Origin of the sequence: Psychrobacter sp. bablab_jr014, from assembly GCF_016464015.1 — a bacterium.
In the GTDB taxonomy this organism is placed as follows: domain Bacteria; phylum Pseudomonadota; class Gammaproteobacteria; order Pseudomonadales; family Moraxellaceae; genus Psychrobacter.
This window is the reverse complement of sequence record NZ_JACDXT010000010.1, coordinates 87972-111979: the sequence shown is the minus strand read 5'-3', so window position 1 is coordinate 111979 and position 24008 is coordinate 87972. Positions and strand designations below refer to the sequence as shown.

Annotated in this window: 17 protein-coding genes; 8 read left to right on the top strand and 9 right to left on the bottom strand. The window is 49.5% G+C overall.

What is annotated here, in order from left to right:
* Positions 1-216: 216 nt before the first annotated feature.
* The gene (locus tag JIE71_RS03285) at positions 217-1122 is read right to left on the bottom strand and encodes a LysR family transcriptional regulator (protein WP_199507299.1); all 906 of its coding nucleotides are present in this window, start codon (positions 1120-1122) and stop codon (positions 217-219) included.
* Between the two features lie 215 nt (positions 1123-1337).
* Here JIE71_RS03285 and JIE71_RS03280 point away from each other — a divergent pair, with 215 nt between their 5' ends.
* The gene (locus JIE71_RS03280; protein ID WP_199507298.1) at positions 1338-3041 is read left to right on the top strand and encodes an L-lactate permease; all 1704 of its coding nucleotides are present in this window, start codon (positions 1338-1340) and stop codon (positions 3039-3041) included.
* A 47-nt stretch (positions 3042-3088) separates the two neighbouring features.
* Positions 3089-4819 carry a D-lactate dehydrogenase gene (dld, locus tag JIE71_RS03275; protein ID WP_199507309.1) on the top strand — a complete coding sequence of 577 codons (1731 nt, stop codon included), beginning with the start codon at positions 3089-3091 and terminating at the stop codon, positions 4817-4819.
* 19 nt (positions 4820-4838) lie between these two features.
* On the opposite strand, the gene JIE71_RS03270 is transcribed toward dld, so the two are convergent.
* On the bottom strand, positions 4839-5669 hold the full coding sequence (locus JIE71_RS03270) for an IclR family transcriptional regulator (protein ID WP_199507297.1): 831 nt from the start codon (positions 5667-5669) through the stop codon (positions 4839-4841).
* Between the two features lie 264 nt (positions 5670-5933).
* Between JIE71_RS03270 and JIE71_RS03265 the strand changes: the two genes are divergently transcribed.
* The 3 genes from JIE71_RS03265 to JIE71_RS03255 all read left to right on the top strand — a co-directional run bounded on the left by JIE71_RS03265 (position 5934) and on the right by JIE71_RS03255 (position 9579).
* Complete coding sequence (locus JIE71_RS03265; protein WP_199507296.1) at positions 5934-7118, top strand: acyl-CoA dehydrogenase; 1185 nt, start codon at positions 5934-5936, stop codon at positions 7116-7118.
* Positions 7119-7238: 120 nt separating this feature from the next.
* Positions 7239-8501 (top strand): CaiB/BaiF CoA transferase family protein, encoded by a 1263-nt coding sequence (locus JIE71_RS03260; protein ID WP_199507308.1) that lies wholly within the window; start codon positions 7239-7241, stop codon positions 8499-8501.
* Between the two features lie 37 nt (positions 8502-8538).
* Positions 8539-9579 (top strand): histone deacetylase family protein, encoded by a 1041-nt coding sequence (locus tag JIE71_RS03255; protein WP_199507295.1) that lies wholly within the window; start codon positions 8539-8541, stop codon positions 9577-9579.
* Positions 9580-9677: 98 nt separating this feature from the next.
* On the opposite strand, the gene JIE71_RS03250 is transcribed toward JIE71_RS03255, so the two are convergent.
* Positions 9678-10442: an IclR family transcriptional regulator gene (locus tag JIE71_RS03250; protein WP_199507294.1), complete on the bottom strand. Its 765-nt coding sequence runs from the start codon at positions 10440-10442 to the stop codon at positions 9678-9680.
* A gap of 294 nt (positions 10443-10736) precedes the next feature.
* On the opposite strand from JIE71_RS03250, the gene JIE71_RS03245 reads away from it, so the two are divergent.
* The 3 genes from JIE71_RS03245 (at position 10737) to JIE71_RS03235 (ending at position 15434) form a co-directional block, all read left to right on the top strand.
* Entirely contained in the window at positions 10737-12191 is a 1455-nt protein-coding gene (locus tag JIE71_RS03245) for an NAD-dependent succinate-semialdehyde dehydrogenase (protein ID WP_199507293.1), read from the top strand.
* A gap of 79 nt (positions 12192-12270) precedes the next feature.
* The gene (gene gabT / locus JIE71_RS03240; protein ID WP_199507292.1) at positions 12271-13530 is read left to right on the top strand and encodes a 4-aminobutyrate--2-oxoglutarate transaminase; all 1260 of its coding nucleotides are present in this window, start codon (positions 12271-12273) and stop codon (positions 13528-13530) included.
* 464 nt (positions 13531-13994) lie between these two features.
* Entirely contained in the window at positions 13995-15434 is a 1440-nt protein-coding gene (locus JIE71_RS03235; RefSeq protein WP_199507291.1) for an APC family permease, read from the top strand.
* Between the two features lie 327 nt (positions 15435-15761).
* On the opposite strand, the gene JIE71_RS03230 is transcribed toward JIE71_RS03235, so the two are convergent.
* From JIE71_RS03230 to JIE71_RS03205, 6 genes are all read right to left on the bottom strand, one after another.
* Entirely contained in the window at positions 15762-17147 is a 1386-nt protein-coding gene (locus JIE71_RS03230; protein ID WP_199507290.1) for an NAD-dependent succinate-semialdehyde dehydrogenase, read from the bottom strand.
* A 202-nt stretch (positions 17148-17349) separates the two neighbouring features.
* The gene (gene aguA, locus JIE71_RS03225) at positions 17350-18450 is read right to left on the bottom strand and encodes an agmatine deiminase (protein ID WP_199507289.1); all 1101 of its coding nucleotides are present in this window, start codon (positions 18448-18450) and stop codon (positions 17350-17352) included.
* Positions 18451-18524: 74 nt separating this feature from the next.
* Entirely contained in the window at positions 18525-19397 is an 873-nt protein-coding gene (gene aguB / locus JIE71_RS03220; protein ID WP_199507288.1) for an N-carbamoylputrescine amidase, read from the bottom strand.
* Between the two features lie 128 nt (positions 19398-19525).
* On the bottom strand, positions 19526-21019 hold the full coding sequence (locus JIE71_RS03215; protein WP_199507287.1) for a Na+/H+ antiporter NhaC family protein: 1494 nt from the start codon (positions 21017-21019) through the stop codon (positions 19526-19528).
* A 112-nt stretch (positions 21020-21131) separates the two neighbouring features.
* Positions 21132-22484, bottom strand: a complete 1353-nt coding sequence (locus JIE71_RS03210) for an NAD(P)/FAD-dependent oxidoreductase (protein WP_199507286.1) — start codon at positions 22482-22484, stop codon at positions 21132-21134.
* 1 nt (position 22485) lies between these two features.
* Positions 22486-23829 (bottom strand): glutamine synthetase family protein, encoded by a 1344-nt coding sequence (locus JIE71_RS03205; protein WP_199507285.1) that lies wholly within the window; start codon positions 23827-23829, stop codon positions 22486-22488.
* Between the last annotated feature and the right edge of the window lie 179 nt (positions 23830-24008).

The window sequence follows — 24008 nt, the reverse complement described above, 5'->3', positions numbered from 1 at the left end:
CCCTGCGGGCTGATGCTAAAATTGCCCCATACTGCGTTACAAATCTCGCTAAGGCATCTGCATTATCGTCGCTTTGTGCCTTGTCTGGAACAATTTTAGCAATCAGCAGTGCCTATTTGCGAATGTTCAACACGCCCTAAATCAGCCACCCAAACAGGTGGCTTTTTTATGTTTGATAAAACAGTTGGGTGTGAGGCCGCTTATAAAACTAGTGCTTTAGCAGTAGTAGGCTTCTTTGTCTTTTAGCGCGTCTTGCAAATGCGCGACCAGTTGTTTGAGCTTTTGGTCAGGCTGGCGCGCTTTAGGATACACCGCGTACATGCCCATGCGTTTACGGGTAAAGGGCTGCAAAATCTGCGTGAGGCGCTGCTCTTGTAACGCGTTATAGACCAAGGCTTGCGGCAAAAAGGCAATGCCCAAATCACTAAGCGCGGCGTGCTTGATCGCGCTTAAATGATTGCTATAAAAGCGTCCATAGACAGGCAGCAACAGCTCTGTGCCGTCTTCAAATAATGGCCACAAGTCGCTGCAGGTATTGTCAAATTTATAAATCAAGCATTCGTGGTTTTGCAGTTGTTTTGGTGTCTTTGGCGTGCCGTATTGGTTGAGATAGTTTTGCGTGGCGCAGATGACCCATTGACTGTCAATCAAGCGTTTGGCAATTAAGGAGGAGTCCTCAAGCTCGGCGGTTCTGATGGCCAAATCAAAGCCTTCTTCGACCAAATCTATGATGCGGTTGGTAATCTTTAGCTCAACGGTGATTTCAGGATATTTTTTACAAAACTCGGCAATCGCTGGGCTTAATAACAAATCTGCGGACACCACAGGGGTGGTGATACGGATATGACCTGTCATATTTTCGCCGTAGCCTGTGACCGCGTCTTCGGCCTCTTGTAGCGCGAGCCTCGCGATTTTGGCTTTGTTGTACAGCGTGCGCCCTGCATCGGTCAGGCTGAGTTTGCGCGTGGTGCGATACAGCAACTGCACGTTGAGACTGTCCTCCAAGCGAGCGATGCGTTTACTGACCACTGAATTGGTGAGCGCTAGCTTCTCAGCAACGCGAGAAAACGAGCCTTCATCCACCACCAAAACGAACAGTATCATGTCATCAGCTTTGGTCATCCTTGTCCCTGCCTGTTCTATAATTGGAATAATAAAAATTTGATTATAGCAAAAAAAGAAAAAAACATTGTCTGTAAAGGCAATTTATTTTGAGGAGAACAAAGCGTAGAGTGTCAGGTTTCTGCCCAATAACCATGCAGCCATCAAGGAAAAAGATGGGTGATGTGCTGGCAGATATGTCAAGGAAGCATTCACGATAACAGGGAGAAGGGACTGTGAATCAGACCATCTACGGGCTACTTGCCCTCTTGCCAATAGTACTTTGTGGTATTTTTCTTATCGGCCTTCAGTGGTCCGCCAAAAAAACCATGCCCATCATCTTAGCGGTGACGGCAGCCATCGCGCTATTTGTGTGGGACATGACGTTTAACCGTGTGTCGTCCTCGATTCTTGAAGGCAGCGTAATTACGGTATCGGTGCTGTGGATTGTGTTCGGCGCGCTGTTCTTATTAAATACGCTCAAGCACACGGGTGCTATCGGCGTGATTCGCGCAGGCTTTATTAATGTCTCACCTGACCGACGTGTGCAAGCCATCATTATTGCGTGGTGTTTTGGTACGTTTTTGGAAGGTGCATCGGGCTTTGGCACGCCAGCGGCGATTGCCGCACCGCTTTTGGTGGCAATTGGTTTTCCAGCGCTGGCGGCAGTATTAATGGGCATGATGATTCAGAGCACGCCCGTGTCTTTTGGTGCAGTGGGTACGCCGATTGTGATTGGCGTCGAAAAAGGCTTGGATACCACCGCGATTGGCGCGCAGCTGGCGCAAGAGGGCAGCAACTGGGCGGCGTTCTTGCAGACGATTACCAGTGAGGTGGCCATCATTCATGCCGTGATTGGCACCTTTATGCCGCTGTTTATGGTGATGATGCTAACGCGCTTTTTTGGTAAACATAAAAGCTGGAAAGAAGGCTTGGAGATTTTGCCATTTGCCATTTTTGCAGGTCTGTCCTTTACCATTCCTTACGCATTAACGGGCGTGTTTTTGGGTCCTGAATTTCCGTCACTGATTGGCGGATTGGTCAGTATTGCCATCGTGATTCAAGCAGCCAAAAAGGGCTTTTTGGTGCCCAAAACCACATGGGATTTTGAGCCACAAAAGTTGTGGCCGAGCGCATGGATGGGCAATTTGGTGGTCAAAAAAGAAGACGTCGTTCTGCCTGAGGACAGCAAAACCATGTCAACGCTCATGGCGTGGTTTCCTTATCTACTGGTCGCAGCGCTGCTCGTGTGCTCGCGTATGTTTGCAGGCTTTAAGACCTTGCTAAACAGTGCGACGATTGATTTTACGACCATTCTTGGTGAGGCGGATATCAGCGCGAGCTTTAGCCCCTTATATTTGCCAGGCGGTTTGCTACTGATTAGCGCCTTAGTCGCTGCATTTATGCAAACCAAAACACCGACCAAAGCACTGAGTAAAGCCTTTGGCGAATCGGGAAAGACGGTTATAAGCGCAGGATTTGTACTGATTTTTACCATTCCGATGGTGCGTATTTTTATCAATTCAGGCGTGAATATGTCAGACATCGCCAGCATGCCTGTCGCCAGTGCCGAGCTGTTTACCAGCACCTTTGGCAATGCGTTTCCGCTGGTCAGCTCGACCATTGGCGCGCTTGGGGCGTTTATCGCAGGCTCTAACACGGTGTCAAACATGATGTTTAGCCAATTTCAATACGAGGCGGCGATGAGTCTGAATATCTCGCCCTCTATCATCATCGCGGCGCAAGCAGTCGGTGCGGCGGCGGGCAATATGATTGCGATTCATAACGTGGTGGCGGCGTCGGCGACCGTGGGCTTGCTTGGTATGGAAGGCGCGACATTACGCAAGACGATTTTACCAACGATTTATTATGTCACCTTTAGCGGTATTATTGTGATGGCGGCGATTTATATTTTTGGTTTCCAAGGGCCTTTGGCATGATAAATACGATGACGCAGCAACTGGCAACACACAGCGCGCAGCATTATATGTCTAATGCAGCAGTGAACCGTGAGCTTAGTTCGTCCAAAATACTCGATAAGTTTACTCAGATATTGGGCGCAAACCATGTGCAAGCCGACCCTGAGAAAAATGAGCACTACCGTAAAGGGTGGCGCTCGGGCGAAGGCAGCGCGCTTGCGGTATTGTTTCCGCAGACCTTATTTGAGATTTGGCAGTGCTTGGAGGTGTGTGTAGAGGGTGATTGCATCATCATCATGCAGGCGGCCAAGACAGGGCTGACCGAAGGTTCAACGCCGAGTGGCAATGACTACGACCGCCCTGTGGTGGTCATCAATACGCTCGCGGTCAATCAGCTGTATTTGATTAATAACAACGAGCAAATCATCAGCCTACCAGGGGCGACACTGCATCAGTTGCAAAATGAACTCAAAGCGGTCAATCGCGCCCCGCATTCGGTGATCGGCTCGTCCACGCTGGGCGCATCTATCGTTGGCGGCGTGTCCAATAATTCAGGCGGCGCGCTCGTGAAGCGTGGGCCTGCGTATACCGAGCTGTCTTTATTTGCCCAAATCAATCGGCACGGTCAATTAATGCTGGTTAATCATCTGGGTATGCAGCTTGGACGCTCGCCTGAAGAGATATTGACCAATTTGCAACATGGGCATTTTGATATGGATGGCGTGCCAAGCAGTGACAAGCTGGCGTCGGACAAGGAGTATATCGAGCGCATCCGCGATATTGATGCCAGTACGCCGAGCCGCTTTAATGCCGATAAGCGCAGACTGTATGAAGCAAGCGGCTGCGCGGGCAAGATTGCGGTATTTGCGGTGCGTCTAGACACGTATCCGACAGCGAAAGCGGAGCAGACCTTTTATGTCGGTAGCAACAGCGTGCGCGAGCTTACCGAGCTAAGACGGCAAGTGTTGTCAACGTTTAAAAATATGCCTGAGGTGGGCGAATACCTGCACCGCGATATCTTTGATGTGTCAGCAAAGTATGGCAAAGATACCTTTTTGAGCATCAAGCATCTGGGCACGGACGCGCTACCCAAACTGTTTGCTATCAAAGGGAGCATCGATGCCAAGCTGCATAAGTGGTCATGGCTGCCCAATCATCTGACCGATAAACTGATGCAAATGACAGCACAAGTCTTGCCGCAGCATTTGCCCAAGCGCATGCTTGAGTACCGCAACCAATATGAGCATCATTTGATTATTAAAATGAGCGATGCGGGGGTTGATGAGGCGGCACACTTTTTACAGCAGTTTTTTGCCGCATCAAGCACGGGCGATTATTTTGCCTGTACGCCCAAAGAGTCCGAAAGCGCGTTTTTGCACCGCTTTGCTGCTGCGGGCGCGGCGATACGCTATGAAGTCATGCACGAGGAAGAAGTCGGGGAGATGCTGGCACTCGACATTGCTATCCCGCGTAACGAACTCGACTGGCTGGAAATCTTGCCCGAGTCCATTACCCAGCATTTAGAAAAGCAGCTGTATTACGGACACTTTTTTTGTTATGTCTTTCACCAAGACTACATCCTAAAAAAAGGCAGCGATGCCAAAATGGTCAAAAAAATGATGCTCAAACTATTAAACGAGCGCGGCGCAAAATATCCCGCTGAGCACAATGTGGGGCATCTGTACGAAGCTGAGCCTGATTTACAGCAGTTTTATGAGCGCCTTGACCCGACCAATAGCTTTAACCCAGGTATTGGCCTAATGCCAAAAACCAAGCGCAATTGCTCGTGTTGTTTATAACCTTTTAAAGACCGTTTTTTTACGCGTCACCTTGCCCAATACGTTCCGCCAACGCTTGTAACTTAGGCACAATCAGCGCCGCATAGTCATCGCTGTCTCGGCTGGCACGCGGCACGCTGGCGTTCAGCGAATAGGCATATGCGCCTGTCACCACATCATATACTCCCACCGCAACCGCAAGAATATCGGGCGAAAACTCGCCATCGGACAAGGTATAGCCGTGCGTTTGATAATGCACGGTGGCGTCCGCCAATTGCTGCTTTGCTTTGGTAAAGGCAGGGGCGGGCAAGTGCTCTTGTAATCTTGCTTCAATGTCCGCGCGCTTGCTCGGCGTGCTGATGGCATAAAATGCGCGTCCAATCGCCGTATCGTCAACGGGCACTGCCGAGCCAACTTGCAGATTGACCGACAGGCGAGCAGGACTACGGCAGCACGCCAAATAACGCATCTCACCATCCACTTCGGTCGCCAGATTGACCGACACTTCATGCGTGCGCGCAAACTCACGCAGCAGCGGCTCAGCGAGCGCCACCATATCATGCCGCCCCCACGCTGCCATGCTCAGGCGTAGCGCACTGCTGCCCAAGCGGTATTGTCCATCATTTGTCGTCGCCAAAAATCCCAATGTTATTAGCGTATGAATCAGGCGCGTCACTGTGGCTTTAGGCAAGACGGCGGCTTGACACAATGCCTGATGGCTTAACTGGTCGTGATGTTCAAAGGCGGCAAGTAAGGCAAGCCCGCGCCCAAGTGCGGTCACAAACTGGCGGTCGCCATTGTCTTTACTGTCCGCAAGACGGGTATTTAAGGTCTCAAGTAATGGGGTCGGGTACTGATTAGATACGCTCATTTTATCGCCAATTCATAAATATGGGTTTACAAGATACAGGTATTCTGCTTAAATGGTTTTGTAATGTGAAACTTAGTTTCGCATAATGGAACTAAATTAGCAATAAGCAATTATTAAGAAAAAGATGGCAAGAATAAAACGGCAAGGCAAAGATAATCAAGCAAAAGCAGTAAGCTGAGGACAGACCGTCAAAGTAGCGCTCGCTGTTTTATTCTTCCGTTTTTATTTATCTATGACACGCACACCAAGGACAAGGGGCACGACATGGCACAGCAACAACGCGCACACTTTGATTGGCAAGACCCATTTTTATTACGCGAGCAGCTCACCAGCGATGAACGCATGGTCACTGACAGCGCACATCAGTTTTTTCAAAAATCATTGATGCCCAATATCATCGAGGCAAACCGCAACGAGCACTTTGACCGCAACATCATGCGCGAAATGGGTGAGATGGGACTGCTCGGCGTGACCATTGACGGCTACGGCTGTGCGGGGCTCTCCAGCGTCGCTTATGGCTTGATTGCCAAAGAAGTCGAGGCGGTGGATTCAGGCTATCGCTCGGCGATGAGTGTGCAATCGAGCCTTGTCATGCACCCGATTTGGGCGTATGGCACCGAGGAGCAAAAAGAAAAATACCTGCCTAAGCTGGCAAGTGGCGAGTATGTCGGCTGCTTTGGCTTGACTGAGCCTGACTCTGGCTCTGACCCTGCGTCGATGAAAACGCGTGCGCGCACCGTGGACGGCGGCTATCAGCTTTCAGGCTCGAAAATGTGGATTACCAACAGTCCGATTGCCGATGTGTTCGTGGTTTGGGCAAAGGACGATGCGGGCGATATTCGCGGCTTTATCTTAGACAAAGGCATGAAGGGGCTGTCCGCGCCCAAGATTGAGGGTAAGTTTTCATTACGTGCCTCGGTTACAGGCGAGATTGTCATGGACAAAGTCTTTGTGCCCGAAGCCAACGCCTTTCCTGATATTCGCGGTCTTAAAGGACCGTTTGGCTGCCTAAACAAAGCGCGTTACGGCATCGCATGGGGCAGTATGGGCGCGGCGGAATTCTGCTGGAAAGCGGCGCGCCAATACACCCTCGATCGCACCCAGTTTGGTCGCCCGCTGGCTGCCACTCAGCTGATGCAATTAAAACTTGCCAATATGCAAACCGAAGTGACGCTTGGGCTACAAGCCGCACTGCGCGTCGGTCGCTTGATGGATGAAGGCAAAGCCGCGCCTGAGATGATTTCGATGATTAAGCGCAACAACTGCGGCAAGGCGCTCGATATCGCGCGACAGGCGCGGGACATGCACGGCGGCAACGGCATCTCGGACGAGTACCACATCATCCGCCACGTGATGAACCTAGAAGCCGTCAACACCTACGAGGGCACGCATGACATCCACGCACTGATTTTGGGTCGTGCGCAGACGGGTATTCAAGCATTTTATTAACAGCAGTATCAGACCGCCTCAAGCAGGACGCAACGGGCGGTCATAGATAACAAAGCATAGCAGCAAAAAAGCGGTACAAGGGAAATAGCAAACCATCAGCGATAAGGGATAATCATGAGCATGGCGCACAACAAGCAGACAACCCACGCGGTGCAGGCAGGCGAGTACAGCGATAGCGAACAACCGAACTACCCTGCCAAAGGCGCGTTGCATGGCATCAAAGTGCTGGATTTGTCCCGCGTCCTCGCAGGTCCGAGCTGCACGCAAGTACTCGCAGACCTAGGCGCAGAAGTGATAAAAATCGAGCGCCCCAACATCGGTGATGAAACGCGGCATTGGGCGCCACCGACTTTTAGTGACGACACCTCCGCCTATTACGCCACCATCAACCGCAACAAACAATCCCTCACCGTAGACATCACCACCGCGGAAGGACAAGCCATCATCAAGCAGCTCGCCGCAGACAGCGACGTGCTGGTCGAAAATTTCAAAGTCGGTGGTCTAAAAAAATACGGCTTGGATTACGCCAGCTTGCAAGCCATCAATCCGCGTCTGATTTACGCCTCACTCACAGGCTTTGGACAGTCAGGCCCCGATGCCAGCCGCGCAGGGTATGACTATATTATTCAGGGCTTGTCAGGGCTGATGAGCGTCACAGGGCCAAGCGATGGCGCACCGCACAAGGTTGGCGTCGCGGTGGTGGACTTGTTTGCAGGTTTGCAGCTGACCATTGGTATTGAGGCAGCGCTGATTGCGCGCACACGCACAGGCGAGGGGCAACACGTCGATGTGGCGCTACTCGATAGCGCCATTGCCATGCTTGCTAATGTCGGTATGAACCATCTGGCGACAGGCGATGTGCCGCCGCGCCTTGGTAATGACCATCCGAACATCGTACCATACCAAGTGTTTGCTGCGGCGAATGGGGGTTATTTTATTTTAGCTTGCGGTAATGATGCCCAGTTTGCCAAGCTTTGCCAGTTGCTTAACATTGACCTATATCAAGACGAGCGTTACGCCACCAATCCCGCCCGCGTGGCACAGCGCGAACCATTGACCAAGCTCCTTGCCGACCATTTTATCCAGCAGCCGCGAGATTATTGGCTAGACAAACTCAATGCTGCAGGTGTGCCATGCGGTGCGATTCATAACGTCATGGAGGCTCTAGCCATGCCGCAATTACAAGCGCGAGAGATGATTGTGGACTTTACCGACAGTGGCAGCCCTGTTCGCGCCCTTGGCAATCCGATTAAACTCTCAGCCTCGCCTGTCACCTATCGTAGCCCGCCGCCACGCCTGAGCGAGCATACTGACAGCACGTTACAAGCGCTCGGCTATGACGCTGCAACCATTGCCAAGCTTAAAGCGGATGGGATTGTATAATCGATTCATAAAAACCCCACGCAAAGGAATGCCCCACATGAAAATCTATAGCCATGATAATTTAAGCCTGCACCGTCCGCTACCGTATTATTCTTATGGCAAAATGTTCGAGCCATTAGAGATACCCGAGCGCATGACCGAGCTATTAAAAGCGCCCGCCGCGCTTGGCTTGGATGTGACGACTGCCATAGACATTGGTATGGCACCGATATTGGCGGTGCATGATTTTGGTTATGTGGACTTTCTAAAAAATGGCTATCACGAATGGATGGCACTGGAGGAAGACTTGGGCGCGCAGGTGCAGACAGGCATTTTTGTGCCTTATGACAATCCAGCCATCGGCATTATGGCAAAAGCCGCCAAGTACCAAGCCGATGACAGCGCGCCCATCAGCGAGCATTCTTGGACGTCAATTTATTGGTCGGCACAAACGGCACTAAACGCCGCCGAAGCCTTATTAAATAATAGTGATGATAAAGACACGCACATTCAGCTGTGCTTTTCGCGTCCGCCGGGTCATCATGCGCGCAAAAGTGCGGCAGGCGGATTTTGTTATCTGAACAATGCTGCCATCATTGCTGAGCATCTACGGCAAAAATACGCCAAAATCGCCATTATAGATACTGACATGCACCACGGGCAGGGCATTCAAGAGATTTTTTATGAGCGCAGCGATGTGCTGTACACCTCGGTACACGGCAGCCCTGTTAACTTTTATCCTGCGGTTACAGGGCACGAGTTTGAACAAGGCAAAGGTGCAGGCGAGGGCTACAATGTCAATTATCCCATGCCGCATGGCACGGACGAGGCAGGATTTTTTACCTATGTAGATAAGGCACTGGACACGGTTGCCCTGTTCGATGCCGATGTGATTGTTCACGTTTTGGGCTTTGATGTCTATGAATCTGACCCTGAAGCGCGCTGCAGCGTCAGTACCGAAGGCTTTAAGACATTGGCACAAAAGATGGTCGCGCTGAACAAACCCATCATCATCTTGGTCGAGGGCGGCTATTATTTGCCCAAGCTTAATGAAAATTTACAAGCGTTTTTGTCGGGGCTTCATGGCTTTAATGAATAAATAACGGATAAACTCTAAAGCAAATCGATACTGTTTTGACTGGCTGCTTTTATTGAAAACCATGGCGGAAACCGCGCCGCCATGTCCCAAAACACCTACTAACCACTGTGCCCAAAGCCCAAACGCTGCTCCATCTGTTTGGCCAAATCAATCAATAGCGCGCTGACCTCTTCACGTTTCATCTCATATTCTGCTTGCAAAAAGCTCACCGCCATCGCTGCCACCGCCTGCCCCGACGCATTACGCACATACGTGCCCATACAGTACATCCCATCGCGCAGCTGCCCATCATCGAGTGAGATGCGCGTTTTTTGTACTTCTAACAGCTCTGCTTCTAGTGCCTCAAAGCTCTGCACACCATTATGATTGAGCGGGGTGGGGAACACACCGCCATACAACGCCTTAATCGCAGGCATCGACATGGTCGAGAGCATCGCCTTACCCGTCGCCGAAAACACCGCAGGAATACGCACGCCAGCACGAAACGTAAAGCCCAGCGGCGCGGGCGTCTCATGACAGGTCAAAAACACCACCTCACCCACATCGAGCTTGGACAGCGTTACTGTATGTTGGCGCAGCGCAGGATACTGCACGATTAAATCTTTAAACAATTCAACCACGCCATGCTGCTGCTCATACCTTCCCGCCCAATACAGCAAATACGAGCCAAGGTGGAAGCGGTTTTCGGTATCTTTAAATATCACATGCTTATCAAGCAAGCTTTGCAAAATATTGTGGGTGGAGCTGCGGGCAAAGCCCAGCGTCTTGGCAATCTGCGCCGCGCTAAGGGGCTGCGGGTGCGCAGTAATCAAATCAAGAATGTCAAAAGTCTTGTCTAAAGCGGGAACCGTCGTCGTACTCATAAAAAAAGCTCATAAATATCAAAAAGAGAATAAAAAAGGCAAAAATAGCATCTAAATCAAGGCAAATCACCCATCAAACCACAAAAAATCCCATAAAAGACAATAAATGCAGATTTTAAATCGTAATAAGGGTTGCAAAATACAATCCGTTGTTTCTATAATGATGTCTCATATATTGAATCAATGTTCATTATACTGAACAAGTAGGGAAGCATCAATCATTAAATACACTAAAGATTAGAATTTCTAACGACAGATAGATTGATGACCAAACCACATCACAAGGAGTGTTTTATGCAATCGCTAACCAACCCCGAACTGTTTAAAGAACAGTGCCTTATCAATGACCGTTGGCAAGATGCCAGTAATGGCGCTCGTATTGAAGTGACCAACCCTTTTGATGATAGCGTCATTGGTCATGTACCTGATTTAACCGAAGATGATGTCAATGCTGCCGTTGCCCATGCCACCACCGCACAGGTGAGCTGGGCGGCCAAAACTGCCGAAGAGCGTGGCGCACTGCTACAAAAGTGGGCAGATTTGATTGACGAAAATAAAGAAGATCTCGCTATTATCATGACCACCGAACAAGGTAAGCCAATCGGCGAGTCACGCGGTGAAATTGGCTATGCCAACAGCTTTATCCGCTGGTTTGCGGAAGAAGGCAAGCGCGTCTATGGCGATGTTATTCCTGCACCAAAATCTGAGCTGCGTTATGTGGTTTTAAAACAACCTGTTGGCGTCTGCGCTGCCATTACACCTTGGAACTTCCCAGCGGCGATGATTACGCGTAAAGCCGCGCCCGCACTGGCTTCTGGCTGTACGATGGTCATTAAACCTGCTTCGCAAACCCCTTATTCTGCACTTGCCTTGGTCGCGTTGGCCGAAAAAGCAGGCATTCCAGCGGGCGTGATTCAAGTGGTGACAGGTGATGCGGCGATGGTCGGTAACATTTTGACCTCAGATGAGCGTATCAAAAAGCTGTCATTCACAGGTTCAACCAACATTGGCCGTAAATTGATGGCGCAGTGTGCGCCTACCATCAAAAAACTGTCACTAGAATTGGGTGGCAACGCGCCATTTATCGTTTTTGAAAGTGCAGATCTTGAAAAAGCGGCTGAAGGCTTAATCGCTTCAAAATTCCGTAACGCAGGTCAGACATGTGTTTGCGCCAACCGTGTCTATATACAATCAAGCGTTAAAGACAAATTCTTAGACATCTTTACTAAGAAAGTTGAAGCCCTAAAAGTGGGTAACGGCATTGATAAAGACACCGATATTGGCCCGCTTATCACTGAAGATGCGCTGAAAAAAGTCGAAGGTCTGCTAAAAGACGCGACCGATAAAGGCGCGACCATCGTGACAGGCGGCAAGCGTCATGACGCCTCGGCATTGACCTATATGCCAACCGTTATCAGCGGTGTGACCGACGATATGGACATCGCTTCTGAAGAGATTTTTGGCCCAGTAGCGCCGATTTTCTACTTTGATGATGAAGCTGAGGCGATTAAAGAAGCCAATGATACCATTTATGGTTTGGCAGCTTATTTCTACAGCAGTGACTTTGCTCAAGGCTGGCGCGTGACTGAGGCGCTAGAGTACGGCATGGTTGGTCACAATACAGGTATGATTTCAACACAAGTTGCGCCGTTTGGTGGCGTTAAACAATCAGGCTTTGGCCGCGAAGGTTCAAAGTATGGTATGGATGAATACGTCGTCACCAAGTACTGGTGCGCGGACGTCAGCTAAATAATGTCTTGCTGGCAGGCAACTGCTGTCTGCCAGCAAAGCATTGTAGGACTAATGATATAAAGACAAGGATATTTTTATGAGCACCAATCAATCACTACTTGAGCGCCGCCTAGCGGTATTGCCAAAAGGTCTTGGCGTTGCGTTTCCTATTTTTGCTGAGCGCGCCAAAAACGCTGAGCTTTGGGATGTTGAAGGCCAGCGCTATATCGACTTTATTGGTGGTATCTCTGTATTAAATACAGGTCACAGCCATCCAAAAATCACCCAGCGCGTGCATGAGCAGATTGATAAGTTTACGCATACTGCGGCGCAAATTGTCAGCTATGAAAGCTATGTTGATTTGGCAGAAAAGCTGTGTGAAAAAGCACCTATCAGTGGTGAAAAACGCGCTTTGTTCTTAACCACAGGTGCCGAAGCGGTCGAAAACAGCATCAAGATTGCCCGTGCAAAAACAGGCCGTCCAGGTGTGATTTCTTTTGTGGGTGGCTGGCATGGCCGTACCCTGATGTGCATGAGCCTAACGGGTAAAGTATTGCCATACAAAAAGAACTTTGGCCCAATGCCAGGTCCTGTTTTCCACGCGCTATTCCCAGCAGAAGAGCTGAACGTCACCGAAGCGCAAGCATTACACAGCCTTGAGATGATTTTCCAAGCGGATATCGACCCAAGCGAAGTGGCAGCCATGATTATTGAGCCAATACAAGGCGAGGGCGGTTTCCACCAAGTCACCCCATCATTTGCCAAAGCGCTGCGCGAGATTTGTGACGAGCATGGCATCGTGCTGATTTTTGATGAAGTACAGTGCGGCTTTGCACGTACAGGTACGCTATTTGCGGGTGAGCAGTTGGGCGTTGAGCCTGACTTGATGACCACCGCGAAGAGCTTGGCGGGCGGCTATCCGATTTCGGCGGTTGTTGGTCGTGCAGACATCATGGATGCGCCACAAGTTGGCGGTTTGGGTGGTACGTATTCAGGCAGCCCAATTGCTATCGCAGCAGCATTAGCAGTTATCGAAGTCATCGAAGAAGAAAACCTACTCGAGCGCAGTGTCGAAGTGGGCGATAAGATTGGTAATTTCTTAAAAGACTTGAACTTAGACACCATTGGCAATATCCGCTACAAAGGCGCGATGCTGGCATTTGACTTGGTGGACAGCGAAGGCAAGCCTGACCCTAAAGCCACAGCGAATCTAAAGCAAAAAGCCTTTGAGCAAGGTCTATTATTGGCTTCTTGCGGCATGTACGGCAATGCCATCCGCATCATGGTACCACTGACCGTTGAAGACGAGGTGCTACAAGAAGGTCTTGATATCATCAAGTCTATACTCGTCGCCTAAGTTGCTTTAAAACCATCCTTTGATGGTGTGTGAATCCTTTAAATACGCAAGGTCACTTTTGCAGCATAGCGCGTCATGCATATGCTAGATAACGGCGCCTTGTAATAACAAGGCGCTTTTTTATTGGCAGGACGATTATTCTGCTACGTGTATTAAAGGCTAAAAAAATAACGATATAGGGATAAGACGGTGCAGGTTCGTTGTCCTATCTAGCGTATACAAGGCTGCACTCGCTAGCTGACATATACCACGCCCAAAGTCAAAAGCAGTCAGGAATAGACCGCTAAGGAATGGTCGCTTTTGATAGGGGCAGATAAGGATTTTGCAAAAATGAATGGTGCATACCGCGATAGGACAGTACGTTACCGCAGATGCATCATGATATATAGGGACTGTTTGAGCAGGGCAAGCTTATGCAGTCTGTAAAGGATTGAGATGGATGACAAACGGACAAGGAGTAGAGTATGTCTGGTTTAAAAAAATCGTTAGGGGTATTTGACATTGTCGCGCTGGCATTTGGCGCAATGGTCGGTTGGGGCTGGGTCGTTCTGGCAGGCAGCTGGATTATCTCAGCAGGTATTTGGGGCGCAATCAGTGCCTTTATCATCGGCGGTCTCGTCGTTATCTTAATTGGTGTGACCTATGCAGAGCTTGCCGCATCCATGCCGATTACGGGGGGCGAGCACACGTATACACACCGTGCCCTTGGTGTGAACGTGTCTTTTATTTGCTCTTGGAGCATTTTATTCGGTTATTTTTCTGTCGTTGCTTTCGAGGCAGTGGCACTACCTACGGTGGTCGAGTACATCGTGCCCAATTATAGCCAAGGCTATTTATGGAATGTCGCAGGCTGGGACGTTTATGCCACATGGGTCGCGGTCGGGATGCTCGGCTCTATCATTATTACATGGCTCAACATCCGTGGTATGGAAGTCAGTGCTTGGTTCCAAAAGCTTGCGGTTGTGGGCATCTTCTGTGTCGGTATCTTGTTGTTCGTGGGCGCATTGCTGTTTAGCCCTGAGACCTCAGATTCGGTACAAGCACCGAACTTTATCGGCGGTATCGGCGGCATCATGACCGTCATGGTGATGGTTCCTTTCTTATTCGTTGGCTTTGACGTGATTCCACAGGCCGCCGAAGAGATTAACCTCACCCGTCCAAACATCGGTAAATTTTTGATTGTCTCTATCATCATCGCGGTACTGTGGTACATCGGCGTGGCATGGAGTGTGGGCAAAACCTTGCCACTATTACAAGCGCAAGATTCTACCTTAGCCACAGCGGATGCAATGACCAATGCATGGAATGGCAAATGGGCAGGTATCTTACTGGTTATCGGTGGTGTTTTGGGTATTCTATCGAGCTGGAACGCGTTCCTTATCGGTGGTAGCCGCTTGCTATATGCGATGGGCAAAACGCACATGCTGCCACAGTTTTTGTGCAAATTGCATCCAAAGTACAATACCCCAGTCAATGCAATTTTATTGATTGGTGGTCTAGCGACACTTGCGCCCCTGTTCGGTCGCAAAATGCTGGTTTGGATTGTCGATGCGGGCGGCTTTGGTATCGTCATCGCGTACACCTGTGTGGCGATTTCATTCCTAGCGCTACGCTATCGTGAGCCTGAGATGGTACGTCCATTTAGAATCCCTGCGGGTAAATTGGTCGGCGTCATCACCATTATCTTAAGCCTTGGTATGGTTGCGCTATACCTCCCTGGTATGCCATCTGCGCTTGTGCCTATCGAATGGTGGATTTTCCTAGGTTGGACCGTGCTTGGTATCGCGATGTATGGCTATGCGTCAATGAAAAACCCAGGTAAGAGTAAAGAAATCATGGATCATGAGCTGGTAGAGCTTAAAGCCTTGAACCAAGAGTGGCTAAAAGAGCAAGGCTATAAATAAGCTTAAAGGTTACCTTTAAAATCCCTGCTGATTACTTTAAGAGTTGAATCCATTAAAGTAACGCCGCTTTTATAAGCATTCTTATAGAGCCACAACCCAGCGTTGTGGCTTTATTTTTTTTGTGTATGTAAACATTTAAGCAGTAAATAAGGCTTACAGCCGAATTTTTATAAAATAGATATAGCGAGATAGAACGGCATTTTTCGCAGCCTCTGGAGACGTAGTCACAGCAAGCAAGAAAAGTGCCGTTCTATTGAGCGCTTTATTCACACTTGGCTATATCTCATTATCAAACGACTTTACTCTTATAAGCCAATACATCAAAGATTACGCACTCTTTGGTGACTTATCACGGATAAGCTTGTAGTTTAAAAACTCCGTGATGCCAAGGTTGCCCAGCTCACGCCCAAAGCCTGATCGCTTGACACCGCCAAATGGCGTGTTTGCCTCACTGCCTGAGTCTGAGTTAATGGTGACCATGCCCACATCCAAACGCTCGGCGATGTCTTCGGCAAGGGCGCTGTCTTGAGTCTGAATCGATGCACCCAAACCAAACGGCACATCATTAGCAATACTGATGGCGTGGTCGATGTCTCGTGCTTTGTAGACGACTGCGACAGGACCGAACAGCTCCTCGCGATAGGCATCCATGCTGCTATCAACATCGGTAATCACGGCAGGGGCAAACCATGCGCCCGCTTTATCGCTTTGGTGTCCGCCTTCGACCAAGACGGTCGCGCCTGCGCTAATTGCAGCATCGAGCTGTTTTTGTAGGTTTTCCGCCGCCGCAACAGAGGATAATGGCCCCATTTTGGTGCGCTTGTCCATGGGATCTGCAGGCGTGATTTCTTTTACCTTCGCGGTAAAGCGCTCAACGAAGTCATCATAAATATCATCGACGACAATCAAGCGCTTTGCCGCGTTACACGCTTGTCCTGCATTGCCAAAACGTCCAGAAATGGCGTTGTCTACTGCCAGCTCAATATCAGCATCCGCCGCCACAATAAAGGGATCAGAGCCGCCAAGCTCTAACACCACTTTTTTGAGCGCCTGTCCTGCTTCTTTAGCGACCGCTTGTCCCGCACGCTCCGAGCCTGTCAGCGACACCCCTTGAACGCGAGCATCATGGATGATATCGGCGGCTTGTTCATTGGTCACAAATACATTGTTATAAATGCCTTTGGGCGCGCCTGCCGCTGCCATAATCTCGGCAATGGCATTGGCGGTGCTTGGGCATTGCGGTGCGTGTTTTAGGATAATTGTGTTGCCCGCCATTAGGTTGGGCGCAACAAAGCGTGCCACTTGATAGTGCGGATAGTTCCACGGCATGATGCCGAAGATGACGCCGACAGGACGCTTTTCGACTTTGGCACTGCCGCTGTCCACGTCAATGGTATTGGGCGCTAAAAACTGCTTGGCATTGTCGGCATAGTAGCGAAAAATCTCGGCGACAAATGCCACTTCGCCTTTGGCTTGCGCGATGGGTTTGCCCATCTCACGAGTGACGATGCTGGTAAGCTCGTCTTGACGTTCGATATATAAGTCAGCGATTTTGTGCAGTAAGGCGCTGCGCTCGTCCAGCGAGACGCTCTGCCATGCGGCGTAGGCGCTGTGGGCGTCCTCAATCGTTTGCGTCACTGCCGCATCGGTTGCGGTGTCAAAGGTGGCTTCGGTTTCGCCTGTAGCAGGGTTATTTACTTGATATTGTGTCATTTTTATTCCTTTGGTTTATTTATAAATAGATGATAAATAATTGAAGTCTATTATTGCCGATAGCTTTATTTCTTCCATTTACAAAGGCTAATCGGTGGGTCGTCTTTTCATTTTGATAAATTTTGAGTGACCAGCGCTTTATGATAAAGCGCTGATACGCCCTTATATTTATCGTTTTCGTGTCGTTACGTTATTATCGTTTTTACTGAGTGCATGGCTGCTGCTGGGTAATACAGTGAATGTTGCCGCCGCCGTAGACAATCTCGCGGGTACGCACGCCGACCACGCGATGCTTGGGAAAAATCGCCGCAAGCTGCTGTAGAGCCAGCGCGTCATTGGCATCATCATACTGTGGCACGATGACGCCCTCATTACAAATTAAGAAATTGACGTATGAGGCGATACATAAGTCGTCACTGTTGCGATCTTTGGCGTGTTCAGAGCTTGTGACATCGTGGCTTTCAGGCAGTGTCACATTGCCCTTGGTGCAGCACAGCTTATGCACGGTCAGCTTGCGCCCCTTAGCATCGGTCATTTCACTTAGCTGCTGGTAGGCCTTTTGTGCCGCTTCATAAAAGGTATGCTCAGGATCATCAGTGTATAGACAGACAACTTCACCTGGACGCACAAAGCAGGCCACATCATCGACGTGCCCAGTGGTCTCATCAGGGTCGATGCCATCATCGAGCCACAGTACTTTTTCGGCGTTCAGATAGTTTTTAAGATACGTTTCAATCTCTGTCTCGCTTAAGTGCGGATTGCGCCCTTCGCTTAGCAAGCACATACGCGTGGTCAGTACCGTTCCCTCACCATCGACGTGAAACGCACCGCCTTCTAACACAAAGTTATCAGGACGATAGCGCGGGATACCAAGCTTGGCAGTCAGGCGCTCCGCCAACTTATCATCATCATCCCACGGACTGTAGAGTCCATCAAAGTCGCCGCCCCATGCATTAAAATGCCAGTCACAAGCGCGCAGCTCACCGTCATTATTCATCACAAAGGTCGGCACAATATCTCGCGCCCACGCATCGTTGCTGGGTAAGGTAATAATGTCAATCGACTCAGGCAAATGAGCACGGCAGTCGGCAAAGGTATCGTCGGTCGCAATGACCGTCACATCGCAAAACTGGCTGATGGTCTCGGCAACCGCCGCATACGCCGCCTGTGCAGGACGCGCCCCATCACGCCAGTTGTCCAAACGATAGGGCCAAATCAGCCACACGCGCTCTTGCGGGGCGAACTCAGCAGGCATAAAAAAGCCATCTTCTTTCGGGGTAGTTTTGGTAATCACTAATGACATAAATGCAGTCTCAGTAAGATAAATGTGGTAGCACGAGGCGCGTGCTGCAAAAAATTAGGGTAAGCGCAGAAGAATTACTGACCGTGCGTTAAGAGAGGTGCATACATAGAGGGACGGCGATCACGGAACACGCCCCACTGAATACGCTCACGCGCCAGCTGATCCAAATCAAAGGTCGCGCTGATAAATTCACTCTTGTCGGTTGACGCCTCTTCAATCACCTCGCCGCGACCGTCAGTAATAAATGACGTGCCATAAAAGGTCATGGTGTTATCAGCGCCTTTGTGGGTGATGGTTTCTGTGCCAATACGGTTTGCGGCAATTACAGGCATCAGGTTCGCCGCAGAATGTCCCTGCATACAGCGCTGCCAATGACGGCGCGAGTCAATATCTAGAGTTGGCTCATTACCAATGGCGGTGGGGTAAAACAATAGTTCTGCGCCCATCAATGCCATGCTGCGTGCGCACTCAGGGAACCATTGATCCCAGCAAATGCCCACACCGATTTTGGCAAACTTGGTATGCCACACCTTAAAGCCTGTATCCCCAGGGGTGAAATAAAACTTCTCCGCATAAGGAATGCCATCGGGAATGTGCGTTTTTCGATACGTGCCTAAGATGGCACCATCGGCATCAATGATGGTCACGCTATTAAACAAGGCGTTTCCTGATTTTTCATAAAAGCTAATCGGTAGCACCACATTTAGCGACTTTGCGATTTCTTGAAAGTGGGCGATGGCAGGATTGTCTTCAACCGAAGTGGCTAAATCTTGATATTCAAAATCATGCACTTGGCAAAAATACGGCGTCTCAAACAGCTCTTGAATCAAAATGATATTCGCGCCGGCATTGGCCGCATCCGTGACCAGCGCAGTGGCCTTGTCAATATTTTCTTGTCTGTCCCAACCACAAGCGATTTGGGTAGCAGCGACGGTGACGTTTCTCATAACAAGTTCCTTTAATCAATAATAAAAATAATGGGTGCGTAATCACGGTAAACCATCAACGAGACATCGGGCAGTGTATAACATTTGCGCCAGCAAACATCACGGCGCAAATGCGGTCAGTGGCTGCCTTATGCCATCATGATGCCTAAGCCTAAGAAGGTACAAATGGCCAATACCGCGCCGAGCATGGCGTACGGAAACTGGGTGAATGCGTGCTGCATTGGCGTACAGCCTGCGCCTTGGGCAGCGAGTAGCGAAGAATCACTAAAGAAACACGCATGGCTACCAAAGGATGAGGCCGAGAGTAGTGCGCCAATCATCAACGGCGTGCTGACGCCGAGCGCCTCTGCCACAGGAAATACAATCGGCATTGCTAAGATGTACAGACCCCAGCTCGAAGCGGTCGCAAAGGTTAAGAACGCCATGACCGCAAAGATAACCGCTGGGAAAGTGGACGCTGTCATATATGGCGTGATGCTCTCAATCACATAGGTGGTCATACCCAGCTCATCGTTGATGGCTTTTAAGAAAAAGCCGCCAATAACCGTAGAGAGTGGGTATAGCATGACTTTAAAACCTGTAAAAATCGCCTCGACCTGCGTATCAAAGTTTAAGATGCCTTGTACCCAATATAAGATGACCGTCACAAAGCACGTGAACAACGCCCCTTGTAATAGGTCAACATCAAAGTAAACGGTTGAGCCAATCAGCAATGCCATTGGCAATAAAAAGTTGATGATATTGGCGCGAAAAGAGACGTCACGTTTGGCTTGCACGTTAGATACCAGCTCTTGTTCTTCAAAGGCTTCAGGCACAGGTTTGCCTTGTGCGGCGCGCTCTTCCGCCTTTTTCATCGGTCCCCAGTTACCGATAACCCCAAAGACCACTAAGAAAACAATAATCAATGCCAGCCACGCATACGCCATATAAGGAATGGCGCTGATATACACACTCATGCCTTGATTTTCACCAGCGACGCCGTTTTCTTCGAGTAGGCCTGCAAAGTAGACGGCCCACGTTGAGATAGGCACGATGACACACATCGGCGCTGCGGTTGAATCCACGATATAGGCAAGTTTTTCGCGAGAGACGTTGTACACGTCGGTGAGTTTTTTGACTGAGGTAGATACGGCAAGGCAGTTGAGATAGTCATCAATAAAGATAATAATACCGAGGGCAGCGGTGGCGGTGAGGGCTTGGCGGCGGGATTTAATGACTCGCTGGAGCCAATCGCTAAAGCCGTTTAAGCAACCACTGATTTCAAAGAGTTGAATCAACCCCCCCATCAGACCACAAACAAGAACAATCCAAATAATGGTTTCATTGCCAAGTACCGTCGACATATTGTCAGCAAAAGGGCCGATAAGATCAAAGGGGTTGAGCATCACGAGGCCAGCAACACAGCCTGCAATCATAGACTCAAAAGGTCGCCGCGAGATTACGGCCACGACCAATACGAGTAAGGTGGGTAATAACGACATCAGGCCCCAAGAGCCTGTGTCACCCCGTACATAAGACAATCCGACAAACACCACATAAATTGCAATACCGACCAGCAGCATTAAGAAAAAACGTTTTGGCTCATACCGTCGCTCAACCGCATCGTTGAGATTCATATTCATAGTTACCTTTCCTTGTAAACGTTGAATCCATTCATCATGATTTGATAGCGTCATCTTCTTACGCGGGCTAAAAAGATGACTTATAGCAGCACAGTATAAAAGTCAATACGCCTTACAATCCCGTTTGGTCTTTAAACGCATACCACCATGAGCCGACCACTGAGTACGGCACACGCAAGGCGCGACCACCTGGAAACGGAATCCATGGAATCTGCGCAAAGGTGTCAAACTCTTTGGTATCGCCGTTGATGGCATTGGCTAAGATTTGTCCAAATAAGTGCGAGCCTGTCACCCCGTGTCCACTATAGCCGTGTGCAAAATAGACATTTTTATGCAGTTGACCCATTTGCGGCACGCGGGAGAACGACAAGGCAAAATTGCCACTCCACGCATAATCAATCTTCACATCTTGCAGCTGCGGAAAAATCTTATTCATATTCGGGCGGATTTTTGCCGTGATGTCGGCAGGGTCTTGACCACCGTAAACTGTACCGCCACCAAACAGCATGCGTTTGTCCGCTGATAGACGGTAATAATCGAGAATGTAACGCACGTCCTCAACACAAACATCAGAGGGTATCAGCTCATCGGCAAGGTTGCCAAGCGGTTCGGTGGCAATAATTTGCGTAGACACAGGCATCACGCGGTCAGTCAGTTTGGGAATGACTTTGTTTAAGTAAGCATTACCGCAGATGACGGCCTTTTTACAGGTGACTGTACCAAATTCGGTAATCACTTTTACCTTATCATCGCCGTATTCCACATCGACCACGAGCGTGTTTTCATAGATGATGCCGCCGCCACTTTCAATCGCGGCCGCTTCGCCAAGCGCAAGGTTTAAAGGGTGGATGTGTCCGCCTGAATGGTCAATCATCCCACCGACATAGGCGTCAGTATTGACATATTCTTGAATCGCGTTTTTGCCCAGCATCTCACGGTCGTGCATGCCGTAGCTTTCCCACAGCGCGTGCGTGGCTTGCAAATCGCGCATCTGTCCTTGGTTAAAGGCGGCAAAGATGTTTTTTTCTTTTAAGTCACAATCAATGTTGTAATCACGGATAAAGCGGCGGATGATTTTGCCCCCGCGTGTCACCAAGTGCCCGACAAAGTCAGCATTTTGCTGTCCGTAAGATTTTTTGATTTTCTCTAGACTGGCGTTTAGACCATTTACGATTTGCCCGCCGTTGCGCCCAGAGGCGCCCCAACCAATCTGCGCGCCCTCTAGTACCACAACTTCATGATCACTTTCAATCAAATGTAGTGCGGTTGACAAACCACTGTAGCCGCCGCCGACCACGCAAATCTCGGTCACGATATCGTCTTTTAAGGTTGGTCTGTCAGGCTTCGGATTACGGCTCGCGGCATAATAACTGTCAGGATAGGTGCCATGGTCAGAATAATGCGGAATCTGACGTTTATTATTGTTTACGCTGTTGTTTGTATTGGTGTTGGTAGTCGTAGTCATATTAGGCGTCCTGTAGATAAGTGAGGTATTCAAGATTGGTGACTTGCTGCGCAAAACGTTTGGCTTCTTGTTTTTTTACCGCAATCAATAGCTCAATCATCTCGACAGGGAACAGCGAGTGAATCACCTCACTGTCTTCGAACTCGCGAATGGCCGACAGCCAGTCGAGGGGCAGCGTGTCGATATCATCAGCATCGTAGGTGATGTCATTGATAGGGGCTGGGGGCGTCAGTTTGTTTTCAATACCATAGAGCATGCCAGCCAGCACGGCACTACAAACAAGGTAAGGGTTGGCATCGGCACCTGAAACGCGATGCTCAATGCGGCGGGCGTTGGTGTCGCCGCCTGGGATACGTACGGCGGCGGTACGGTTTTCATAGCCCCAAGAGATGTTATTGGGCGCAAGCGTACCAGGGATAAAGCGGCGATAAGAGTTGACGTGCGGCGCAAAGAGCAGTGTGCAGGCAGGCATGGTCTCTAGCAAACCTGCGACCGCGTGGCGCAGCATGTCAGAGCCTTCATCTGAGCCGTCGTCAAAGATATTGTTGCCGTCTTTGTCCAAGAGGCTGCAATGCACATGAAAGCCATTGCCCGATTGTTTACCAAAGGGTTTTGCCATAAAGGTCGCTGTCAGTCCGCGCTGGGCAGCGACCGCCTTAACCACTTGTTTAAACAAAATGGCATCGTCAGCGGCTTTTAATGGATCATTGACGTGTAATAAATTAATTTCAAATTGACCACAGCCATTTTCAGCCAGCGCCGCATCGACAGGGATGTCTAATTTGCGGCACTGGGCGTACACATCATCTAAAAAATCATCAAATTGCAATAAGTCATTGATGCTCAAAATGGAGGTTTTGTTGAGGCGCAGGCCGCTTTTGGGGCGAATGGGCGGTTTTGGGGTTTCGCCTTCAGTATAGTCGAGCAAATAAAATTCCAGCTCGGTCGCCATGACAGGCGTGATTTCTAAGGCTTTGAATCGTTCGGTAATGTGGCGCAGAACATGACGTGCGTCGCCGTAATAAGGGTCGCCATTTTCATGAAATAGGCAGACGGGCAGTAGTGAGGAAGGGCTGTTGGTGTTAATCAAACGAAAAGGAGCGCGTCCTGTGGGTCTTGCGATGGCATCAATATCGCCATTGCATTGAGACGACTCGATAACGTCCGCGCCCCAAATATCCACACCCAGTACAGAAAGCGGTAGGCGGATGCCATCATCGCTGACCTTGGCAAATTGCTTGGCAGGAATACGCTTGCCACGCAACAAGCCATTGATATCACTGACCGCAACATAGACATACTCACTATCACGAATCGTATCGACCATTCCTTCGGTTACTAACATATCCAATATCCTTATTATGGGTATTAATAAGAGATGGTCTGTCCATGAGCCGTCAATCTTGTGCTTGTCTTAGTCTCAACGGTTATAGCCATCTCGCATAAGCATATACTCAATATATGGGTGAAATTTATATATGTCAATTTTTATTTTTAAACTCGTATTAGTAATTTATATACGAC

Coding starts and splice junctions, on each gene's coding strand:
- JIE71_RS03285 (WP_199507299.1), bottom strand. CDS start 1,122: ATGACCAAAGCTGATGACATGATACTGTTCGTTTTGGTGGTGGATGAA.
- dld (WP_199507309.1), top strand. CDS start 3,089: ATGTCTAATGCAGCAGTGAACCGTGAGCTTAGTTCGTCCAAAATACTC.
- JIE71_RS03270 (WP_199507297.1), bottom strand. CDS start 5,669: ATGAGCGTATCTAATCAGTACCCGACCCCATTACTTGAGACCTTAAAT.
- JIE71_RS03265 (WP_199507296.1), top strand. CDS start 5,934: ATGGCACAGCAACAACGCGCACACTTTGATTGGCAAGACCCATTTTTA.
- JIE71_RS03260 (WP_199507308.1), top strand. CDS start 7,239: ATGGCGCACAACAAGCAGACAACCCACGCGGTGCAGGCAGGCGAGTAC.
- JIE71_RS03255 (WP_199507295.1), top strand. CDS start 8,539: ATGAAAATCTATAGCCATGATAATTTAAGCCTGCACCGTCCGCTACCG.
- JIE71_RS03250 (WP_199507294.1), bottom strand. CDS start 10,442: ATGAGTACGACGACGGTTCCCGCTTTAGACAAGACTTTTGACATTCTT.
- JIE71_RS03245 (WP_199507293.1), top strand. CDS start 10,737: ATGCAATCGCTAACCAACCCCGAACTGTTTAAAGAACAGTGCCTTATC.
- gabT (WP_199507292.1), top strand. CDS start 12,271: ATGAGCACCAATCAATCACTACTTGAGCGCCGCCTAGCGGTATTGCCA.
- JIE71_RS03235 (WP_199507291.1), top strand. CDS start 13,995: ATGTCTGGTTTAAAAAAATCGTTAGGGGTATTTGACATTGTCGCGCTG.
- JIE71_RS03230 (WP_199507290.1), bottom strand. CDS start 17,147: ATGACACAATATCAAGTAAATAACCCTGCTACAGGCGAAACCGAAGCC.
- aguA (WP_199507289.1), bottom strand. CDS start 18,450: ATGTCATTAGTGATTACCAAAACTACCCCGAAAGAAGATGGCTTTTTT.
- aguB (WP_199507288.1), bottom strand. CDS start 19,397: ATGAGAAACGTCACCGTCGCTGCTACCCAAATCGCTTGTGGTTGGGAC.
- JIE71_RS03215 (WP_199507287.1), bottom strand. CDS start 21,019: ATGAATATGAATCTCAACGATGCGGTTGAGCGACGGTATGAGCCAAAA.
- JIE71_RS03210 (WP_199507286.1), bottom strand. CDS start 22,484: ATGACTACGACTACCAACACCAATACAAACAACAGCGTAAACAATAAT.
- JIE71_RS03205 (WP_199507285.1), bottom strand. CDS start 23,829: ATGTTAGTAACCGAAGGAATGGTCGATACGATTCGTGATAGTGAGTAT.